Below are 19,813 nucleotides of genomic sequence, written 5' to 3' on the forward strand. Positions count from 1 at the left end.
GCGTACGGCCTTCGCTGCGCTCAGGTTCCCTCGCTCCGGCGTCCATCAGGGGGCATCGACTCCGGTCGGCTTCGCTTCGACCTCCATACGATGTCCTCGACTGCGTCGAGGGGCGCTGCGCGCCATCCCCCTGATGAACACCTTCACTCGGCCTCCCGATGAGGCGGGTAGATCAAAAGCCAAAGCTGCGCCATGCGCGACCTACCGGTCGGCGCTAACCCTGTAGCCGCTGCCGAGCCCGCGAGGCTGCGATCGGCCGCGAAGCGGACGCAGGGTCTTGAAACCGCTGGAGGACCTTCGGTCCTATCGCAGCCTCGCGGGCTCGGCAGCGGCTACAGGAAGCGTGGGGGCCGTCAGAGGGAAAGAATGGCAACACATTGAGGGTTGTCGCAGTTTTTTTGCGAAGCCATAGTTGCCCGGTCGCCGACGCATCGGCGGCCGATCTTAGCCGGTCGGAAAGCGAGCCTATGAATGCAGAAATGCTAACCATGGAGCTTCCCAATGACCGACTTCATCCCCCTACAAAGCAATCTCACCCCCACCCCAATTTTCCACCTCGACCGCAACGCGCCCGCAGCCGATCTGCATGGCGGGGCGGTGCAGCGCATCAAGGCCTCGCGCGATCTGATGCACAGCCTCAATTGCCTGAGTGTCAAAGGTGTGGGCGATCAGGATCTGATTCACTTCGTCAACGCCGCGCACTTGTTGCTACAAGACGGCTGCGACGCCCTGGATGCCTTGCAGTGGCAACTGCAGGCATAAAAAGTCCACCCCAGAAAAAAACACAGGCTTACTGTCCCCAGTGAGCCTGCTTGTTCTTGCCGCTTGTAGCTTGAAGCTTGCAGCTGCCTCTACCCCAGATACCCCTTGACCCCGGTAAAGATGATCTGCGCCGCCAGGGCGCAGACGAACAGGCCCATCAGTCGGCTGACGATTTGTAAGCCTTGCTCGCCGAGGATGCGTTCGATGCGGTTGGACAGGTAGAGCACCACGCCGACCGTGAAGCTGGCCAGGGCGATGCTGAGGATCGCGGTGAGTTTGTCGTCCCAGTGCGGCTGGCTGACGCCCATCACCAGCAGGGCGCCGATGGTGCCGGGGCCGACGGTGAGGGGGATGGTCAAGGGCACTATGGTCACGTCCTGCTGCACGTTGTCGGTCTGGATCGCCGACTTGCCCTGGGCCATGCCCAGCGCCGAGATGAACAGCACGCTACCGGCGCCGATGCGGAAGGCGTCCACGGTGATGCCGAACACATTGAAGATCACCCGTCCGAACAGATACAGCAGCACGCTGGAGGCCAGGGTCGCCAGGGCGACGTTCCACGCCAGGCGCCGACGCTCCTTGCTGGAGTAGCCGCGAGTCAGGCTGATGAAGCAGGACAGGACGAAGAAGGGGCTGTAGAGCACCAGCATCTTCAGGTACACGCTGAACAGCACATGGAGCATGGCGCAAACTCACAGCGAGGGAGGGCGAGCGGAGTTTAACAGGCGTTTGCCGGACTGTCGGCTCAGGACGGTTGCGCCGTGGTGCGGTTCTGCTGATCGCGCTGCGCCACCCAGTGTTCGATCAGTTCGCGCAGTTGCGACAGCTCCACCGGCTTGGCCATGTGCCCGTCCATGCCGGCCTGCCGCGCGCGTTCCTTGTGCTCGGTGAGGATGTGCGCGGTCAGCGCCACCACCGGCGTGCGCACGCGCTGGTTGCCGACTTCCCAGGCCCGCAGCTGCTGGGTGGCGGAGAAACCGTCGAGGATCGGCATTTCGCAGTCCATCAGCACCAGGTCGTAGCGCTGGGCCTTCATCGCTTGCAGGGCTTCTTCGCCGTTGCTCGCGGTATCGGGCTGCAGGTTGAGCTTGCCGAGCATGCCGCGAATCACCTTGGTGGAGATGCTGTTGTCCTCGGCCACCAGGATGCGGAAGTCGCTCGGCACCTTGACCGGCACTGGAACCCCGCTCAGCGAATGGGGCTGATGGGGGACCAGTTGGCCCTTGTTGCGCTGGGTCAGCTCGTCGGCCAGGGTGGTCTTGAGGGTGTAGCCGGCCACGGGTTTGGCGAGGATGCGCTTGACCCCGGCGTTGCGCGCGATGACCTTGCTCGGCGCGTTGCTGATGCCGGTGAGCATGATCAGCAGGATGTCGTGGTTCAGGCTCGGGTCTTCCTTGATCTTGGCTGCCAGTTGCATGCCGGTCATGCCGGGCATGTTCTGGTCGAGCAGCACCACATCGAAGTAGTCGCGCAGGTGCGCCTTGGTGCGCAGCAGGGCCAGGGCTTCCTTGCCCGAAGGCACGGCGCTGACGTTCAGGCCCCAGGCGCTGCATTGCTGCACCAGGACCTTGCGGCAGGTGTCGTTGTCGTCCACCACCAGCACCCGCGCGCCCTGCAGCGGGCCATCCAGGTCGGACGTCGGGTGCTCCAGGCGCTCAGGGTCCAGCGGCAGGGTCAGCCACAGGGTGCTGCCCTGGTTGGCGCTGGTCTTGACCCCGAACTCGCCATGCATCAGCAGGATCAGCTGGCGGGCGATGACCAGGCCGAGATTGCCGCCCAGGCGGGTGCTGGCGAGGAAGTTCTTGCTGTGCAGTTCCGAATGCAGCAGGGCATCGCGCTCTTCGGCTTCCATTGGCTGGCCGCTGTCCTGCACGGCGATGCGCAGGCGCGGTTTGCTGGTGCGCTCGTCCAGCGCGACCACCACCAGGACCTCGCCTTCGTCGGTCTTCTTCAGGGCGTTTTCCAACAGGCTGAGCATGGCCTGGCGCAAGCGCGTCGGGTCGCCGCTGATCACGCGCGGCACCTGCGGCTGGATGAAGCTGATCAGCTCGACGTTCTGCTGCTCGGCCTTGGCGCGGAAAATACTCAGGCAGTCCTCGATCAGTGCATTGAGGTCGAACTGCACGTCATCCAGCTCGATCTGCCCGGACTCGAGCTTGGAGATGTCGAGGATCTCGTTGATCAGGGTCAGCAGCTCGTTGCCGGCGCTGTGGATGGTCTGCACGTAGTCGCGTTGCTTGACCGACAGTGGCGTGCCCAGCAGCAGCTCGGTCATGCCCAGCACGCCGTTCATCGGTGTGCGGATCTCGTGGCTGATCTTGGCCAGGAACTCGGCCTTGGCATTGACCTCGGCGTTGCTGGCGGCGAGGTCGCGGCTGACGCTGAACTCGTTCTCGGTGATGCTGCGCTGGCGCTCGCCCAGGGCGATGCTCATCGCCCACCCGCTCAGGCACATGATCACCAGCAGGGTGACGATCAGGCCCTGGGGCGCGACCATGGTCAGCCCCAGCAGCGCCGGCAGCACGATCAGCGCGCCGATGTTGAAGATGCCCATGCCGGCCACGAAGTAGCGCGCCGGGCGGTAGCCTTTGTGCCAGTGATAACCGGCGATGAACAGCATGCTCAGGCCGACCAGGGCCACCAGGCCGTAGGTGATGAGGTTCAGCGGGAGCGAATCGACGAACAGCAGCAACAGGCTGCACAGGCCGACCATCAGCATGTCGACCAGCAGCAGCTTGTTCAGCGGGTGCGGGCCCAGCGGGGCAAAAAAGCGATAGACGAACATCAGCCCGCAAGGGGTGGTCAGCAACAGCGCCAGGTAGGCGCCAGGGGTCTGTATCGCGTGCCAGTCCGGCAGCCAGGGGCCGAACAGGTTGAGCATCAGCGCCAGGCTGAGCATCACCAGGGCTTCGCAGGACGCCAGCCACAGACTGCTGCGCGAGCGGGTGTAGGCGTAGCGCACCAGGTTGTGCAGCATCAGCATGCCCATGCAGCCGAACAGCAGGCCGTACAGCACGCTCTGGCCTTGATTGGCCGCGGTCATGACCGCCGGTTGCAGGGTGATGTAAGGGCGCAACTGATGGTCGGAGACCAGGCGCAGATAGACGTCGAGGGTCTTCTGGTTCTGCGGCAGCGGCAGCATGAAGTCGCTGCTGGGCAAAGGCCGTTCGGCCTGGGGCTGCTGGGTGCCGGAGGTCAGTTGCTCGACCAGGTTGTCGCCATCCAGTACATACATGTCCAGGCGTGACAGGTCGGGCGCGAAGATCCGCAGCAGTTGTTCGTGCTTGCCCGGTTGCAGTTTGAAACGCAGCCATAACGCGCCTCCGGGTTCGGCGGCGGTGATGCGTTCCAGTTCGATCGGGCTGAATTGATTGGTGTAGCGCGGGGAGCGGATATCGCTCAGTTGCAGGTCGGCCTGTTCATCGAGCAAAACGGCCCAGTTACTGCCTTGTGCGGCCTGGGCCGGGATCAAGCAGAGCAGGGTCAGCAGAGTGACGGTGAAACTTATGGCAGTCCTGAGCCAGCGCACGGCGAAATCCCTTCGTAGGTTGATGCCAGATTATAACTATGCGCGGCGCTGGAGCCGTCCGGCAAGGGCCTGGGGCCCCTGCCGGACAGGACGACAGGATTACTCCTGACTTTCGCCACGCTCGCGGGCAATGGCCCGGTAACCGATGTCTTTGCGGTAGAAGCAGCCTTGCCAATCGATCTTAGCTGCCAGTTGGTAAGCCTGCTGCTGCGCGGCACTTACGCTGTCGCCCAGGGCAGTGGCGCAGAGCACGCGACCGCCGGAGGTTACCACCTGACCATCCTTGAGCGCGGTACCGGCGTGGAAGACTTTGCCTTCCAGTTTGGCGGCCGCGTCCAGGCCTTCGATCACCGCGCCTTTGGCGTAGTCACCAGGATAGCCGCCGGCGGCCAGGACGATGCCCAGGCTCGGACGTGGATCCCATTGCGCTTCGACCTTGTCCAGCGCCTGGGCCAGGGCGGCCTCGACCAGCAGCACCAGGCTCGATTGCAGGCGCAGCATCACCGGTTGGGTTTCCGGATCGCCGAAGCGGCAGTTGAACTCGATGACCTTCGGGTTGCCGGCCTTGTCGATCATCAGACCGGCGTACAGGAAACCGGTGTAGACGTTGCCTTCGTCGGCCATGCCGCGCACGGTCGGCCAGATCACCTGGTCCATCACGCGCTGGTGCACGTCGGCGGTGACCACCGGGGCAGGGGAGTAGGCACCCATGCCGCCGGTATTCGGGCCGCTGTCGCCGTCGCCGACGCGTTTGTGGTCCTGGCTGGTGGCCATGGGCAGCACGTTCTTGCCGTCGACCATGACGATGAAGCTGGCTTCCTCGCCGTCGAGGAACTCTTCGATCACCACGCGCGAACCGGCGTCGCCGAAGGCATTGCCGGCCAGCATGTCGCGCACGGCGTCTTCGGCCTCGCTCAGGGTCATGGCGACGATCACGCCTTTACCGGCGGCCAGGCCGTCGGCCTTGATCACGATCGGCGCGCCCTTTTCCCGCAGATAAGCCAGGGCCGGCTCGATCTCGGTGAAGTTCTGGTAGTCGGCGGTCGGGATCTTGTGGCGAGCCAGGAAATCCTTGGTGAAGGCTTTCGAGCCTTCCAGCTGGGCCGCGCCAGCGGTCGGACCGAAGCAGTCCAGGCCACGGGAGCGGAACAGGTCGACCACGCCAGCCACCAGCGGTACTTCTGGGCCGACGATGGTCAGGGACACGTTCTTCTCGGCAAAGTCGGCCAGCTGCTCGAGGGCCAATACGTCGATGGCCACGTTCTCGCACTTGGCTTCGATGGCGGTGCCGGCGTTGCCCGGGGCAACGAAGACTTTCTCGACCCGTGGGTCTTGAGCGACTTTCCAGGCCAGGGCGTGTTCACGACCGCCGCTACCAATGATCAGTACATTCATTTCAAAAACCTCGGATGACGCTAATTCGGTGAAGCGCACAAGCCTGACGTTGTAGCCGCTGCCACCAGGCTGCGATCAACCGCGAAGCGGTTGCAGGATTTCAGATCGCTGAAGACCCTTCGGGTCTTATCGCAGCCTTCGGCAGCGGCTACAGGGGAGGGTGGCGCCCCATTGATACTTAGTGGCGGAAGTGGCGCATACCGGTGAATACCATCGCGATTCCGGCTTCGTCGGCGGCGGCGATCACTTCGTTGTCGCGCATCGAGCCGCCTGGCTGGATCACCGCGGTGATGCCGACCTTGGCCGCATTGTCGATGCCGTCGCGGAACGGGAAGAATGCATCGGACGCCATGACCGCGCCCTGCACTTGCAGGCCGGCGTGTTCAGCCTTGATCGCGGCGATACGGGCGGAGTTCACGCGGCTCATCTGGCCGGCGCCGACGCCGATGGTCTGACGGTTCTTGGCGTAGACGATGGCGTTGGACTTGACGAACTTGGCCACTTTCCAGGCGAAGATCAGGTCGTGGATTTCCTGTTCGGTCGGGGCGCGCTTGGTCACCACTTTCAGGTCGTCGGCGCCGATCATGCCGATGTCGCGGCTCTGCACCAGCAGGCCACCGTTGACGCGCTTGTAGTCCCAGGCCGGAACGCGGTCCGCCGACCACTCGCCGCAGGCCAGCAGGCGCACGTTGGCTTTGGCTGCCACCACGGCGCGAGCTTCTTCGCTGACGCTTGGGGCAATGATCACTTCAACGAACTGACGCTCGACGATGGCCTTGGCGGTCTCGGCGTCCAGTTCGCGGTTGAAGGCGATGATGCCGCCGAAGGCCGATTCGGTGTCGGTGGCGTAGGCCAGTTCGTAGGCCTGGCGGATACCGCCTTCGGCGTCCGGGCTCACGGCCACGCCGCACGGGTTGGCGTGCTTGACGATCACGCAGGCTGGCTTGACGAAGCTCTTCACGCATTCCAGCGCGGCGTCGGTGTCGGCCACGTTGTTGTACGACAGTTCCTTGCCTTGCAGCTGGGTGGCGGTGGCGATGCCGACTTCGGCAGGCTTGGCTTCCACGTAGAACGCCGCGCTCTGGTGCGGGTTCTCGCCGTAGCGCATTTCCTGGGCCTTGATGAACTGACTGTTGAAGGTGCGCGGGAATTCGCTGCGGCCTTCGGTGGTCAGGGTTTCGGCCGCCTGGTTCACGGTGCCCATGTAGTTGGCGATCATGCCGTCATAGGCCGCGGTGTGTTCGAAGGCCTTGAGCATCAGGTCGAAACGCTGGGCGTAGGTCAGGCCGCCGGCCTTGAGGCTTTCCAGCACCTGGCCGTAGTCGCTGGCGTTGACCACGATGGCCACGTCTTTGTGGTTCTTGGCCGCCGAGCGGACCATGGTCGGGCCGCCGATGTCGATGTTCTCGATGGCGGTTGGCAGGTCGCAGCCCGGCTTGGAGATGGTGGCTTCGAACGGGTAGAGGTTGACCGCTACCAGGTCGATCGGCTTGATGCCGTGCTCGTTCATGATGGCGTCGTCGATACCGCGACGACCGAGGATACCGCCGTGGATTTTCGGATGCAGGGTCTTTACCCGGCCGTCCATCATTTCCGCGAAACCGGTGTAATCCGCGACTTCCACTGCGGCCACGCCGTTGTCCTGCAGCAGTTTGAAGGTCCCGCCGGTGGAGAGGATCTCCACGCCCAGGGCTTCCAGCTCCTTGGCGAATTCGAGGATCCCGGTCTTGTCGGAAACACTGATCAAGGCGCGGCGGATCGGCAGGCGGGTAGTCTGGTCGGTCATCTCAATTTCCATCAAAAGCAAAGGAGTCAGCAAAAAAGGCGACCGGTTTTACGCGGGCGCCTTTCTGGTTTGATTGAATGCTTACAGCAAATCGTACTGCTTGAGTTTCTTGCGCAGGGTGCCGCGGTTCAGACCGAGCAGCTCGCTGGCCTTGGTCTGGTTGCCCTTGACGTAGTTCATCACGCTTTCGAGCAAAGGAGCCTCGACTTCGGAGAGCACCAGGTTGTACACGTCCGTGACGGCCGCGCCCTCAAGGTGGGCGAAATAATTGTGCAGCGCCTTCTCGACACTCCCGCGAAGGGTCTGGCCTTCTTCGCTCGGCGTATTGAGGTGCTGTTTCAAATTCACGTTGTCGCTCACGGGTGCTGTTCCACTCACTAAAGTCTCGGTCATCATCGTCATGCGGCCACCCCTTCTCCGTCCCCTGTCACCAGGCTCTTGTAACGCTCGGCAAAGAACTCACGAACGTTGGCGCACTGTGCTTCCGTATCTTCCAAACGATTGAAGTGGGCGCGAAACTCCCTGGCACCCGGCAGAGTTGCGAGATACCAGCCCACATGCTTGCGAGCAATGCGTACGCCCATGACATCGCCATAGAAGGCATGCAGCGCGGCCAGATGCTCAAGCAGAATACGTTCCACCTCGAACAGCTCAGGTGCCGGCAGGGTTTGACCGGTACGCAGAAAATGTTCGATCTCACGAAAAATCCATGGCCGCCCCTGAGCGGCCCGGCCAATCAACAGCCCGTCGGCACCGGTAGCGTCGAGGACGTAGCGGGCTTTCTCGGGCGAGTCGATATCGCCGTTGGCGAAGACCGGGATCGACACCGCCTGCTTGATCGCAGCGATGGTGTCGTACTCGGCAACGCCCGTGTACAGGTCGGCCCGGGTCCGGCCATGGACCGCCAATGCCGTGATGCCTGCCTGTTCGGCGATCTTCGCCACCGTCAGGCCGTTCTTGTTCGCCCGGTCCCAGCCGGTACGGATCTTCAGGGTGACCGGCACATCGACTGCAGCCACCACGGCCTGCAGGATCTCGTTCACCAGATCTTCATCTTTCAGTAACGCGGAGCCGGCGGCCTTGTTGCAGACCTTCTTCGCCGGGCAACCCATGTTGATATCAATAATCTGTGCGCCCAACTCGACGTTGGCGCGGGCGGCATCCGCCAGCATCTGTGCATCGCCACCGGCGATCTGTACCGAGCGCGGCTCGGGATCGCCCTCGTGGATCATGCGCAGGCGCGATTTGCGACTGTTCCACAAACTCATGTCGCTGGTGACCATTTCCGAGACTACAAGGCCTGCACCCAGCCGCTTGCAAAGCTGACGAAAGGGCTGGTCGGTGACGCCCGCCATGGGGGCGAGAATCAAGCCGTTGTGCAATGTATATGGGCCGATGCGTACCGCCGACATAGGACTTCCCTGTTGTGGGGCCGGATCATGAGAGTTCGAAAAAGGGTTGGCATGATACCCGCTCTCGATGACTGGATAAAGGCTGAATTGGATAAAATCTGAACAGTTATTCTGTTATTGCCAACGGTTTGGTCCGCTGGGCAGCAGTCAGAAAACCGCCGTCAATCCAGAGCGGTCTTTGCTCGGATGGCGCGCCTTACTCGGGCGAGTGGAAGCTCAGGCTGTAGTTGACGGCCTTGGGGCCCGGATCGAGGATGTCCAGCGCGATATGGATCGGTGTCTGCGGCGGCATCTCCGACACCCCTTCGAGCTCACCCTTGACGTATTCGCCGGGCTTGAAGCGACGACTGGCGATCAGATGGCCGTTGAGGTCGGCGAAACGCAGTTCCAGCAGCGGGAAGGGCTGGGAGAACGGCGCGCGGTTGTAGATGATCGCATCCACCACCAGGGCGCCGCTGAAGTCCGGGTGGCTGCGCACCACCAGATTGCTGCTCTTGATGCGGCCGATATCGACCTTCGAGGGCACCGTGCAGCCCAGTTCCGGGCAAAACTGCTGGAACCAGGGGCGGTACTGGTCCTGGCGCGCCAGTTCGTCGAAGTGATAGGCGATGTACTGGCCCGCCAGGCCGGCGGCGGCCAGCAGGATCAACAGGCTCCAGAGCAGGCGGCGGCCCCAGGGCGAGCGGCGCTTTTGCCAGTCCAGCTGGATCGGGTCGTCTTCCAGGTCCAGCAGCACGGCGTCCGGCGCCTCGGGCTCGGCGCGCCCACGTTTGTTGCGTGGCGCCGGGCTGGCTGGCGGCTCGATTTCATCGGGCTCGTCGGCCTTCAGGGAACCGTGCGCTGGCATGGGCTCCAGGTCGTCGTCCAGGAGTAGGGAGGGCGCCTTGGGTTCGTCTTCCAGATCGTCCAGGTTGAAGGACAGCGACGGTTCGGTACGCCCGGAGCGGCCGGCATCGACGGGCGGCTGCTCAGGTTTTTCGTCCGGGTCGCCGCTGGTGCCTGGTGGCTGGCTGAACAGGCTGTCGGGCCAGTGTTCCTCTTCGGCATCCGGCTGGTCGCGGCGGGCGCTGAGAGTGTCTTCCCTGGAGCTGCGCTCCTGGCCGAAGGCCTTGGTCGGCTGGATTTCCCGCTGTTCGAGCTTGGCCAGTTCCTCGTCCAGGTCGAGGCTGTCCAGGTCGAGCTCGGTGGCGCTCCACTGCTTCTGGCTGATGGCGCGCGGTGGCGGCGGGGTCAGCGGTTCAGCAGGGGCGGCCGGTGCGGGAGGTGTGACGACAGCGTCCTTGCCAGCGCGTTGCTCAAGCAACTGCCGTGCAGCGTTGAACACCTGCAGGCACGAGCCGCAGCGCACCACGCCCCGGGCCACGCTCAACTGAGCATGGCTGACGCGGAAGCTGGTTTGGCAATGCGGACACTGGGTGACGAAACTGTCGGTCATGCGGCGATCCGGTTTATACAGGCGGCCATTCTAGCGCCGACGGCCGGTGATGCGTACCCAGCCATCGAGGTTGGCGATCGGGTCCAGATCGAAGTCCTGGGCGTAGGCGGCAGCGACTTCTTCACCCTGTTCGGCGAGGATGCCCGACAGCGCCAGGCGTCCGCCGCTCTTGACCAGGTTGGACAACTGCGGCGCCAGGGCAACCAGCGGGCCGGCGAGGATGTTGGCGACCAGCACGTCCGCCTGGACCTGCGGCAGGTCTTGCGGCAGATAGAGCGGGAACAGCGCTTCGGCGATGTTGTTGCGCCCGGCGTTGTCGCGGGAGGCTTCCAGGGCCTGCACGTCGATGTCGGTGCCCACCGCCTGTTTGGCGCCCAGCAGCAGGGCGGCGATCGCCAGGATCCCGGAGCCGCAACCGAAGTCCAGCACGTTGCAGCCTTTCAGGTCCTGACCGTCGAGCCATTCCAGGCACAGGGCGGTGGTCGGGTGCGTGCCGGTGCCGAAGGCCAGGCCCGGATCGAGCAGCAGGTTGACCGCGTCCGGCTCGGGAGCGGCGTGCCAGCTCGGGACGATCCACAGGCGCTGGCCGAAACGCATCGGCTGGAAGTTGTCCATCCAGCTGCGTTCCCAGTCCTGGTCTTCGATCACTTCGCTGTGATGTTCGGGCAGCGGGCTGCCGGTCAGCAGCTCAAGGTGGGCCAGCACGCTGGCGGCCTCGGTGCCGTCTTCGAACAGGGCCAGCAGGTGAGTGTGATTCCACAGCGGGGTGGTATTGAGTTCCGGTTCGAAGATCGGTTGATCCTCGGCGTCCATGAAAGTCACCGAAACGGCGCCGACTTCGAGAAAAGCGTCTTCGTAGGTTTCGGCTTGTTCTGGGCTGATGGCGAGACGGACTTGCAGCCAAGGCATGGCGGGCACCTTTGAAATATGTAATGTGCAGCCTAGCGGGCTGCGAGAAGCGCGCAAGTTTACGCGAGCGAGGCGCAGAAGACGACACGCCAGGCGCCATTTCCACTTGCCCGCACCGCCTCTCTGTAGGCGCGAGCTTGCTCGCGATGCCTGCAAGGGCGCCGCATGACACCAGGAAAATGCGCGCTGTCGCTGATGGCCCTATCGCGAGCAGGCTCGCTCCTGCAAGAGGGGCAGAAACGACAAGGCCGCTCGAAAGCGGCCTTGTCGGTCTGGTGCGGTGTCGATCAGTGTTGACCGGCCAGCTTGTGCTCCAGGTAGTGAATGTTCACGCCCCCTTTGCAGAAGCCTTCGTCACGGGTCAGGTCGCGGTGCAGCGGAATGTTGGTCTTGATCCCGTCGACCACGATTTCGTCCAGCGCATTGCGCATGCGCGCCATGGCTTCTTCACGGGTTGCCCCGTAAGTGATCAGCTTGCCGATCAACGAGTCGTAGTTCGGTGGAACCGCGTAACCGCTGTACAGGTGCGAGTCGACGCGTACGCCATTGCCGCCCGGAGCATGGAAATGCTTGACCGTGCCTGGGCTTGGCATGAAGGTTTTCGGGTCTTCGGCGTTGATCCGGCATTCCAGGGCGTGGCCACGAATGACCACGTCCTTCTGGGAGATCGACAGTTTGTTGCCAGCGGCGATGCTCAGCATCTCCTTGACGATGTCGACGCCAGTGACCATTTCCGATACCGGGTGCTCTACCTGCACGCGAGTGTTCATCTCGATGAAGTAGAAGCGGCCGTTCTCGTACAGGAACTCGAAGGTACCGGCGCCGCGGTAGCCGATGTCGATGCACGCCTTGACGCAGCGAGCGAAGACTTCCTGGCGCGCAGTTTCGTCGATGCCCGGAGCCGGCGCTTCTTCAAGCACCTTCTGGTGACGACGCTGCAGGGAGCAGTCGCGGTCGCCCAGGTGGATCGCGTTGCCCTGGCCGTCGGACAGCACCTGGACTTCCACGTGACGTGGGTTGGTCAGGAACTTCTCCAGGTAGACCATCGGGTTGCCGAACGCCGCGCCCGCTTCGGAGCGGGTCAGCTTGGCCGAGGAGATCAGGTCTTCTTCTTTATGCACCACGCGCATGCCGCGACCGCCGCCGCCGCCAGCGGCCTTGATGATCACCGGGTAGCCGACTTCACGGCCGATGCGCAACGCGGTTTCTTCGTCTTCCGGCAGCGGGCCGTCGGAACCGGGAACCGTAGGTACGCCGGCAGCGATCATGGCGTGCTTGGCCGATACCTTGTCGCCCATCAGGCGAATGGTCTCGGCTTTCGGGCCGATGAAGGCGAAGCCGGAGTTCTCGACCTGCTCGGCGAAGTCGGCGTTTTCCGCAAGGAAGCCGTAGCCTGGGTGAATGGCGGTGGCGCCGGTCACTTCGGCGGCCGCGATGATCGCCGGAATGTGCAGGTAGGAGTGAGCGGCGGAGGCCGGGCCGATGCAGACGGATTCGTCCGCCAGGCCCAGGTGCATCAGTTCCTTGTCGGCCTTGGAGTAAACGGCGACGGTCTTGATACCCATCTCTTTGCAGGCACGCAGAATCCGCAGGGCGATTTCACCGCGGTTGGCGATCAGAACTTTTTCCAACTTCGCAGACATCGTTGGCTCTCCGCGGTTCAAACGATGGTGAACAGCGGTTGGTCGTACTCAACCGGCTGGCCGTCTTCGACGAGGATGGATTCGATCACACCGCTGGTTTCAGCTTCGATGTGGTTCATCATCTTCATGGCTTCGACGATGCACAGGGTGTCGCCTTTCTTCACGCTCTGGCCGACTTCAACGAAGGCTGGCGAGGTTGGCGAGGATTTGCGGTAGAAGGTGCCGACCATCGGCGAACGGGCAACGGTGCCGTTCAGCGCTGGGGCAGCTGGCGCTGCTGGTGCGGTAGCGGCGGCCGGAGCGGCAGCGGCAGGCGCGGCAACCGGAGCAGCCATCGGTGCCGGTGCGTAGTACTGCTGGGCTGGAGTCTTGCTGTGACGGCTGATGCGTACGGACTCTTCGCCTTCCTTGATCTCCAGCTCGTCGATGCCGGACTCTTCCAGCAGTTCGATCAGTTTCTTAACTTTACGGATATCCATGAATCATCAACTCCCAAGGGTCGGTCAGGGGCGTTTAGCTTGTTGTTCAAGCTGCTCTAGTGCGGCCTCCAGGGCCAGTCGGTAACCGCTGGCGCCAAGGCCGCAGATCACTCCCACCGCAACGTCGGAGAAGTAGGAGTGATGGCGGAAAGGTTCGCGTTTGTGCACGTTAGACAAATGCACTTCGATGAATGGGATGCTCACCGCCAGCAGCGCGTCACGTAATGCGACGCTTGTATGCGTAAAAGCTGCTGGATTGATCAGAATGAAGTCCACGCCTTCATCGCGGGCGGCGTGGATGCGGTCGATCAATTCGTACTCGGCGTTGCTTTGCAGGTAGAGCAAATGGTGGCCGGCCTCGCGAGCCCGGCGTTCCAGGTCCTGGTTGATCTCAGCCAGGGTGACTGCACCGTAGACCCCCGGTTCACGGGTGCCGAGCAGGTTCAGGTTGGGTCCGTGAAGAACCAGTAGGGTCGCCATCTGCCGTTCCTTGTTATTGCGCAGTGATTGGAATGTGCGGTTATCAGAACCCGGCGACTATGCCGCAAAGCCTTTGTGACTGTCCAGTTCTCTGCAATAGGCAGCACGATGACCGATGTTTACCTAAAATATGTGACCAACTGGCTAAATCCGGTCATTTGCTGCAGCAATGCGTTCAGCGAAGTCCGCGGCGCTGATTTCGCCGACCACACGCACATCGGCACGTTCGACGCCATCTTTGCCGAAGAACATCAGCGCCGGCGGGCCGAACAGTTGGTAGCGGTCCAGCAGGGCGCGCTGTTCGCGGTTGCTGGCGGTGATATCGAAGCGCACCAGGCGGTAGCCCCGCAGGCGTTCGACGACCTGGCGGTCGTTGAGCACCTCGCGTTCGATGACTTTGCAACTGATGCACCAGTCGGCGTACCAGTCGAGGAGCAGCGGGGTACCGGCATTCCGGGCATCGGCCAGGGCCTGCTCCAGCTCACCGGGGGTGGTGACGGTCTGCCACTGGCCGGCGCTGGTTTGCTCGGGGCTGTTGCTGGTGGCCGCGACCGGTGGGCGGGCGAGCGGGCTGAACGGATCGGTCTGGCCGCTGAACGCGCCGTACCAGCAGGCCAGGGCATAAAACAGTAGGAACAGCCCGCACAGCTGCGCCAGGCGCGCGCGCGGTGCCTTGTAGACAAACTCCAGGGCACCGAGAAACAGGCCGACACCGGCCGCCAGCGCGCCAATCAGCAACAGGCTGACCTGGCCCGGCAAGACCCGGCTCAGCAGGCCGATCGCCAGGCCGAGCAACAGCACGCCAATGGCGTTTTTCACGTAGACCAGCCATGGCCCGCTTTTCGGCAGCCAGGCCGCGCCGCCGGTGGCCACCAGCAACAGCGGCGCGCCCATGCCCAGGCCCAGGGCGAACAGTTTCAGGGCGCCGCCCAGGGCGTCGCCGCTGGCGCTGATATACAGCAGGGCGCCTGCCAGCGGCGCCGAAACGCAGGGCGATACCAGCAGGCTGGACACCACCCCGAGAATTGCCGCGCCCCACAGCGAGCCACCTTCGGTACGCCCGGCGATGCGTTCCAGGCGCTGGCTGATAAAGCGCGGCAGCTTGAGTTCGAAGACATCGAACATCGCCAGGGCGAACACGACGAAGAACAACGCAAAGGGCACCAGCACCCAGGCCGATTGCAGGCGTGCCTGCAAATTGAGCTGGGCGCCGAACAGCCCCATCAAGGCGCCGAGCAGGGCGAAACAGGCGGCCATCGGCAACACGTAGGCGAGCGACAGATTGAAGCCGCGCCAGCCGCCGACCTGGCCCTTGAGGACCACGCCGGACAGGATCGGCAGCATCGGCAGGACGCAGGGGGTGAAGGTCAGGCCGATGCCGGCCAGGAAGAACAGCGCCAGTTCGCGCCAGCTCCAGCCGGTTTTCCCATTGTCGGTAGCGGGGCTGCCGGCACTTGAGGCATTGGCCGAAGAGGCCGCGCCATCGATCTGCAAACGCTCGGTTTCCGGTGGATAACACAGGCCCTTGTCGGCGCAGCCCTGGTAGGTCACGGCCAGGGTGAAGCCTCGTTGGTCCGTGGCGCTGCGCGGCAGTTCGACATCGACAATGCCGTGGTAGACCTCGACGTCGCCGAAAAACTCATCGTGTTTCTGTTCGCCCTTGGGCAGTTGGGCGGTCCCCAGGGGGATGTCGGCGGGCTCGGCGCGGAACTGGAAGCGGTGGCGATAGAGGTAGTAACCCTCGGTGGCGACGAAGCGCAGCTTGATCGACTGCGGCGTGCTTTGCAGCAGGCTCAGTTGGAACGCTTCGCGCACCGGCAGGAAGTCGGCGCTGTTGTTGATCGAGCCCAGGGTCGAACTGGGGCGGCTGTCCAGCAACCCGGCGGCGGTCGCCGGCAGGGCAAGCAGAAACAGCATCAGGCAAAGCAGGCGACGCATGGCAATCTCGCGAATCGAAGGTGTGCGCATGATAGCGGAGAGCGACGGGGTATGCGTATGCGCCCCGTAGCCGCTGCCGAGTCTGCGATTGCGTTCCTTCAGGCAAACTGCATAGGTCGGTTTTGCGAGGACTGCGTCCTCGATCGCAGCCTCGCAGGCTCGGCAGCGGCTACAGGGCTACAGGGCTACAGGGCTACAGGGCTACAGGGCTACAGGGCTACCGGGTTAGACGCGGAAGGCCTGGACGGCGGTGTGCAGCTGGCCGCCGAGGGCCAGCAGGTTCTCGCCTTGTTCGCGGCCTTCGCCGATGCGTTGCAGGTTATCCCCACCCAACTGATGAATGCGCTCGCTGTGGTCGCGGATTTCGCTGACGGCGCCGCTTTGCTGGGCCGTGACATCGGCGATGCGGATGGCGGTGTCGGAAATGGTCTGGATCGCCCCGACGATTTCATCCAGCGCACCGTCGGCGGCCTGGGCCTGGCTGGCGGTGGCTTCGGCATGTTCGACCTGGGCGCGCATGCCTTCCACCGATTGCCGGGCGGCGGCCTGCAGGCCGGCGATCAGGGTCTGGATCTCGGCGGTGGCACCCGCCGTGCGTTGGGCCAGGGAGCGCACCTCTTCGGCGACCACGGCAAAACCGCGGCCCATTTCTCCGGCCCGCGCGGCTTCGATGGCGGCATTCAGGGCCAGCAGGTTGGTCTGGTCGGCAATGGAGCGGATCACCGTGAGCACGCCGCCGATGGTCGCCGACTCCTCGGCCAGCTGTTCGATCATCTGTGCGTTGCCCTGTACCTCGCCGACCAGGGCATGCAACCCGGTCAGGCTCAGGCCGATCACTTTCTGCCCCTGTTCCACTGCCATTCCGGCGCTGCGGCTGGCATCGGCGGCCTGGCTGGCATCGCCGGCGACTTGCTGGATGGTCGCTTCCAGCTCGCCGAGGGCGTCGCGGATCTGCGCGGTGTCGCCGGCCTGGCGCTCGGCCCCGCCGTGCAGGCCACTGCTCAGTTCCGCCAGGGCGCGGCTGCTGCCGGCGACCTGTTCGGCGTTCTGCCGGATGGTGCCCACCAGGTCCACCAGGTAGGCGCGCAGGCGGTTCAGGGATGCTTCGATGTCGTGCAGTTCGCGGTTGGTCCGGCCCAGCTGGATGTCGCGGCTGAAATCGCCTTCGGCCCAGGTCGACAGGGCCGGCGCCAGGTTGGTCAGGACCCGTGCCAGCCGACGCTGCAAGGTGTCGATCAGCAGGGCGATCAGCAGGATCAGGCCGATCATCAAACCCTGCATCAGCCGCACTTCGCCCTGGATCTGCCCGTGCTGGGCGCGCACCACCGGTTCCAGTTCGGCGATGGCCTGCTGCACGGCGGTGATTTTCAGGTGGGTGGCGGCGCTGAGGTCGGCGCGTTTCTGGATCTGTTCGCGGGTGCGGTTCAGCTCGGCGGGGTAGCGGCCGAGCAGGCTGTTGAGTTCGCGCTTGAGGCCAATGCCGGCGTCTTCGGCGGCGGCCTTCTCGGTGTTCTCCAGGCCCATCATGGCCGCGAAGTCATCGGTATTCGACGCATTGCTGGCGGCGACACCCAGCAACGGCAGGGTTTCCAGCTGCTCGGCCTGGGCGCGCATGTTGCTCACTTCGCGCTCGACATCGGCGGCCAGTTCGCTGCGGCCGCTGCTCACCAGTTTGTCGCGAGCCAGGGACAGCTTGCCCAGGTGCTGGGAGGCGGTCAGCAGCAACGGCAGGTAGGTCGCGGCGCTCGGATTGCTGGCCGCCCCGGTCGCGTATTGGCTCAGTTGTTCGAGGCTGGCCCCCAGCTCGCGCTCGGCCTGCAGCAACAGCGCTTGCGGATCGCCGGCCAGTTTGCCGGCGGCCAGCAGGTCGGTCTTGCTGAACTCGGCCAGGCCCGACAGGCTCGGGCGCAGGCTTTGCGCCAGTTCCGCGGGCAGTTCGTCGAGCTGGTCCTGCTGGGTTTCGATGGCCTGGCTGGCGCTGCTCAGGCGCAGGGCGTCGCCGCTGGCCAGGTAGTCCTCGATGTTGCGCGCCACCTGGTTCTGGAACTGCTGGGACAGCCCCAGGTAGCGCTCCATCAATAGGTAGGGGCGCTCGAGGGCGCGTTGCGACCACCAGAGCGTGGCGCCCAGGGCCAGGCAAACGGCAACTAATAGCAGGGTATTGAGATTGGTCAGCAGCTTCAGGCGCATCGCGTCCTACCAACGACTTGAATGGTAAGCGCCTGAATTTATTGCGTTTGTATTACAAGATTATGACCGAATCGGTGGATTCCGGTGAAAAAGTGGCGCTTTGATGGCGCGCCGCCTGGACGCGGTTGCGTCCGCTGTCCTTGGCGCGATAGAGCGCTTCGTCGGCCTGGCTGGCCATCATCAGGCTGTCGGAGTCTTCCCGCAGTTCGACCACTCCGGCGCTGAAGGTGCACCACAGGTCCTGGGGCTGGGCCGGGTAATGGATTTCGGCAAAGCGCTGGCGGATTTCATCCAGCACCTTGCAGGCCGCTTCCAGGTCGGTGTCGGGCATGACGATGGCGAATTCTTCGCCGCCGTAGCGACCGATGAAGTCGGTCTTGCGCAGGCGTTGCTTGAGAAACAGCGCCAGGCTCTTGATCACCCGGTCGCCCATGGGGTGGCCATGGCTGTCGTTGACCCGCTTGAAGTGGTCGATGTCGAGCATGGCGAAGCTCAGCGGCTTGTTCTCGCGGCGCGCGCGGAAGCTGCAGTCTTCGAGCAGTTGCAGGATATGGGTGTGGTTGTACAGCCCGGTCAGGCTGTCGCGGACCATGCGCGCCTTGAGGTTGCGCGCGCGGGCGGCGCGGTTGCGCACGGTGGTGATCAGGTGGCGCGGCTTGATCGGCTTGGTCAGGAAGTCGTCGCCGCCTTCGCTCATGGCGTCCAGTTGCTTGTCCAGGTCGTCTTCGGCCGACAGGTAGATGATCGGCACGCTGACATAGCGGTCGTTATGGCGGATCACCTTGGCCAGCTCGGTGCCAGTACAGGCCGGCATGTACATGTCGAGAATGATCAGGTCCGGCTGGAAGTCGGCCAGTTCGGCCATCGCCTGGATCGGCTCGATCAGCGTCCGGGTGATGATCCCGGCGCTGTTGAGCAGGCGCTCGGTGTGCAGGGCCTGGGCGCGGGAGTCGTCGATGATCAGCACTTTGTAAGGTTCGTACTGGGCGACGCAGGTGAGGATCTCGATCTTCTCCAGCAGGCTCGAAGCTTCCAGGGTGCCGGTGAGGAACTCCTGGCCGCCGGCGCGCACGGCGGCCAGGCGGGTCGGGGTGTCGGTTTCGTGGAGGCTGAAGAACAGCAGGGGCAGCTTCTGCTCCAGGCCTTCCTGGGCTTCGGCGGCCAGTTGCAGGCCCATGCCGTTGCCGCAGAAGTCGACGTCGATGACGATCGCCGCCGGCAGGCGCTCGACCATCGAGGCGCGAAACGCGGCGATGCTGTCCAGGGACTGGGCGCTGAGGCCGAAGAATTCCAGCTGCTTGGCCAGGCGCTCGCCGCGATCGTGGTCTTGCAGCATCACGTAGATCGGTTTGCGCAGGGGCGGCAGGAAGGTCTGTTCCAGCTGGTCGCCATGGCGCAGGCCGGTGCGCGACAGGCGTTGCATCAGGCGGTTGAGGTCGGTGATCAGGCCGCTGCTCAGGCGCCCGCGGTTGGCGTCCACCGCTTCCAGCGAGTCGCTGATGCTGCGCGCCAGCTGGGTATGTTCGGGCTGTTCGAAACGTTCGGCGAAACGCAGCAGGCGCAGGTTGGCCTCGCTGAGTTCGGACATGTCGGCGGTCGACCATTCGCTGCGCTGCAGGCGCTGCCATATCTCGAGGATCTGACGAGCCTGGTGAATGACCCGCTGGGCAAAGTGGTGCTTGAGGCGCTCACGGCTGGGGTCTTCTGGCTCGGTCATATCCTGACTACTAGTTAGGGTGCATGCTGAGATCGACTGGTGGCTCTATGCTAGCACCTCTTATGGGTTGTACGAGTGTCGTACGTCAACAATCTGCAAAGCGACCTTATTCAGTTCCCGACCGACTGGTCGCATAGG

General features: G+C 63.8%; 15 protein-coding genes. 1 reads left to right on the forward strand and 14 read right to left on the reverse strand.

The features are described from left to right. The first annotated feature begins 501 nt into the window (after positions 1–501). Positions 502–762, forward strand: coding sequence for a hypothetical protein (locus BM019_RS29115; protein ID WP_009041974.1), 261 nt, complete (start codon positions 502–504; stop codon positions 760–762). An 89-nt stretch (positions 763–851) separates the two neighbouring features. On the opposite strand, the gene BM019_RS29120 is transcribed toward BM019_RS29115, so the two are convergent. The 14 genes from BM019_RS29120 to BM019_RS29185 all read right to left on the reverse strand — a co-directional run bounded on the left by BM019_RS29120 (position 852) and on the right by BM019_RS29185 (position 19,675). Beyond that, the gene (locus BM019_RS29120) at positions 852–1,445 is read right to left on the reverse strand and encodes a MarC family protein (RefSeq protein ID WP_007923493.1); all 594 of its coding nucleotides are present in this window, start codon (positions 1,443–1,445) and stop codon (positions 852–854) included. 62 nt (positions 1,446–1,507) lie between these two features. Next, the gene (locus tag BM019_RS29125; protein WP_009041975.1) at positions 1,508–4,291 is read right to left on the reverse strand and encodes a hybrid sensor histidine kinase/response regulator; all 2,784 of its coding nucleotides are present in this window, start codon (positions 4,289–4,291) and stop codon (positions 1,508–1,510) included. Between the two features lie 99 nt (positions 4,292–4,390). Then, the gene (gene purD, locus BM019_RS29130; protein WP_085533690.1) at positions 4,391–5,686 is read right to left on the reverse strand and encodes a phosphoribosylamine--glycine ligase; all 1,296 of its coding nucleotides are present in this window, start codon (positions 5,684–5,686) and stop codon (positions 4,391–4,393) included. Positions 5,687–5,864: 178 nt separating this feature from the next. Continuing rightward, entirely contained in the window at positions 5,865–7,472 is a 1,608-nt protein-coding gene (gene purH / locus BM019_RS29135) for a bifunctional phosphoribosylaminoimidazolecarboxamide formyltransferase/IMP cyclohydrolase (protein ID WP_053259483.1), read from the reverse strand. 81 nt (positions 7,473–7,553) lie between these two features. After that, positions 7,554–7,874: a DNA-binding transcriptional regulator Fis gene (gene fis, locus BM019_RS29140; protein WP_007921650.1), complete on the reverse strand. Its 321-nt coding sequence runs from the start codon at positions 7,872–7,874 to the stop codon at positions 7,554–7,556. Then, on the reverse strand, positions 7,871–8,884 hold the full coding sequence (gene dusB / locus BM019_RS29145; RefSeq protein ID WP_007921649.1) for a tRNA dihydrouridine synthase DusB: 1,014 nt from the start codon (positions 8,882–8,884) through the stop codon (positions 7,871–7,873). The genes fis and dusB overlap by 4 nt, the downstream gene beginning before the upstream one ends. A gap of 196 nt (positions 8,885–9,080) precedes the next feature. Continuing rightward, positions 9,081–10,319: a DUF3426 domain-containing protein gene (locus BM019_RS29150; RefSeq protein WP_092422371.1), complete on the reverse strand. Its 1,239-nt coding sequence runs from the start codon at positions 10,317–10,319 to the stop codon at positions 9,081–9,083. 30 nt (positions 10,320–10,349) lie between these two features. Further along, positions 10,350–11,228: a 50S ribosomal protein L11 methyltransferase gene (gene prmA / locus BM019_RS29155; protein WP_092422374.1), complete on the reverse strand. Its 879-nt coding sequence runs from the start codon at positions 11,226–11,228 to the stop codon at positions 10,350–10,352. Between the two features lie 287 nt (positions 11,229–11,515). Then, positions 11,516–12,871, reverse strand: a complete 1,356-nt coding sequence (gene accC, locus BM019_RS29160) for an acetyl-CoA carboxylase biotin carboxylase subunit (protein ID WP_007921646.1) — start codon at positions 12,869–12,871, stop codon at positions 11,516–11,518. A 17-nt stretch (positions 12,872–12,888) separates the two neighbouring features. Then, positions 12,889–13,350, reverse strand: a complete 462-nt coding sequence (gene accB, locus BM019_RS29165; protein ID WP_009041981.1) for an acetyl-CoA carboxylase biotin carboxyl carrier protein — start codon at positions 13,348–13,350, stop codon at positions 12,889–12,891. Positions 13,351–13,374: 24 nt separating this feature from the next. Beyond that, positions 13,375–13,830 carry a type II 3-dehydroquinate dehydratase gene (aroQ, locus tag BM019_RS29170; RefSeq protein ID WP_007921644.1) on the reverse strand — a complete coding sequence of 152 codons (456 nt, stop codon included), beginning with the start codon at positions 13,828–13,830 and terminating at the stop codon, positions 13,375–13,377. A 144-nt stretch (positions 13,831–13,974) separates the two neighbouring features. Further along, entirely contained in the window at positions 13,975–15,768 is a 1,794-nt protein-coding gene (locus tag BM019_RS29175; RefSeq protein ID WP_092422377.1) for a protein-disulfide reductase DsbD, read from the reverse strand. Between the two features lie 225 nt (positions 15,769–15,993). Then, positions 15,994–17,958 carry a methyl-accepting chemotaxis protein gene (locus BM019_RS29180; protein ID WP_092422380.1) on the reverse strand — a complete coding sequence of 655 codons (1,965 nt, stop codon included), beginning with the start codon at positions 17,956–17,958 and terminating at the stop codon, positions 15,994–15,996. Between the two features lie 52 nt (positions 17,959–18,010). Beyond that, complete coding sequence (locus tag BM019_RS29185; protein ID WP_092422383.1) at positions 18,011–19,675, reverse strand: response regulator; 1,665 nt, start codon at positions 19,673–19,675, stop codon at positions 18,011–18,013. Between the last annotated feature and the right edge of the window lie 138 nt (positions 19,676–19,813).

This window comes from Pseudomonas sp. NFPP07, from assembly GCF_900115645.1.
GTDB classification, from domain to species: Bacteria; Pseudomonadota; Gammaproteobacteria; order Pseudomonadales; family Pseudomonadaceae; genus Aquipseudomonas; species Aquipseudomonas chlororaphis.

Coding starts and splice junctions, on each gene's coding strand:
- BM019_RS29115 (WP_009041974.1), top strand. CDS start 502: ATGACCGACTTCATCCCCCTACAAAGCAATCTCACCCCCACCCCAATT.
- dusB (WP_007921649.1), bottom strand. CDS start 8,884: ATGTCGGCGGTACGCATCGGCCCATATACATTGCACAACGGCTTGATT.
- purD (WP_085533690.1), bottom strand. CDS start 5,686: ATGAATGTACTGATCATTGGTAGCGGCGGTCGTGAACACGCCCTGGCC.
- BM019_RS29180 (WP_092422380.1), bottom strand. CDS start 17,958: ATGCGCCTGAAGCTGCTGACCAATCTCAATACCCTGCTATTAGTTGCC.
- accC (WP_007921646.1), bottom strand. CDS start 12,871: ATGTCTGCGAAGTTGGAAAAAGTTCTGATCGCCAACCGCGGTGAAATC.
- BM019_RS29185 (WP_092422383.1), bottom strand. CDS start 19,675: ATGACCGAGCCAGAAGACCCCAGCCGTGAGCGCCTCAAGCACCACTTT.
- purH (WP_053259483.1), bottom strand. CDS start 7,472: ATGACCGACCAGACTACCCGCCTGCCGATCCGCCGCGCCTTGATCAGT.
- prmA (WP_092422374.1), bottom strand. CDS start 11,228: ATGCCTTGGCTGCAAGTCCGTCTCGCCATCAGCCCAGAACAAGCCGAA.
- aroQ (WP_007921644.1), bottom strand. CDS start 13,830: ATGGCGACCCTACTGGTTCTTCACGGACCCAACCTGAACCTGCTCGGC.
- accB (WP_009041981.1), bottom strand. CDS start 13,350: ATGGATATCCGTAAAGTTAAGAAACTGATCGAACTGCTGGAAGAGTCC.
- BM019_RS29120 (WP_007923493.1), bottom strand. CDS start 1,445: ATGCTCCATGTGCTGTTCAGCGTGTACCTGAAGATGCTGGTGCTCTAC.
- fis (WP_007921650.1), bottom strand. CDS start 7,874: ATGACGATGATGACCGAGACTTTAGTGAGTGGAACAGCACCCGTGAGC.
- BM019_RS29175 (WP_092422377.1), bottom strand. CDS start 15,768: ATGCGTCGCCTGCTTTGCCTGATGCTGTTTCTGCTTGCCCTGCCGGCG.
- BM019_RS29150 (WP_092422371.1), bottom strand. CDS start 10,319: ATGACCGACAGTTTCGTCACCCAGTGTCCGCATTGCCAAACCAGCTTC.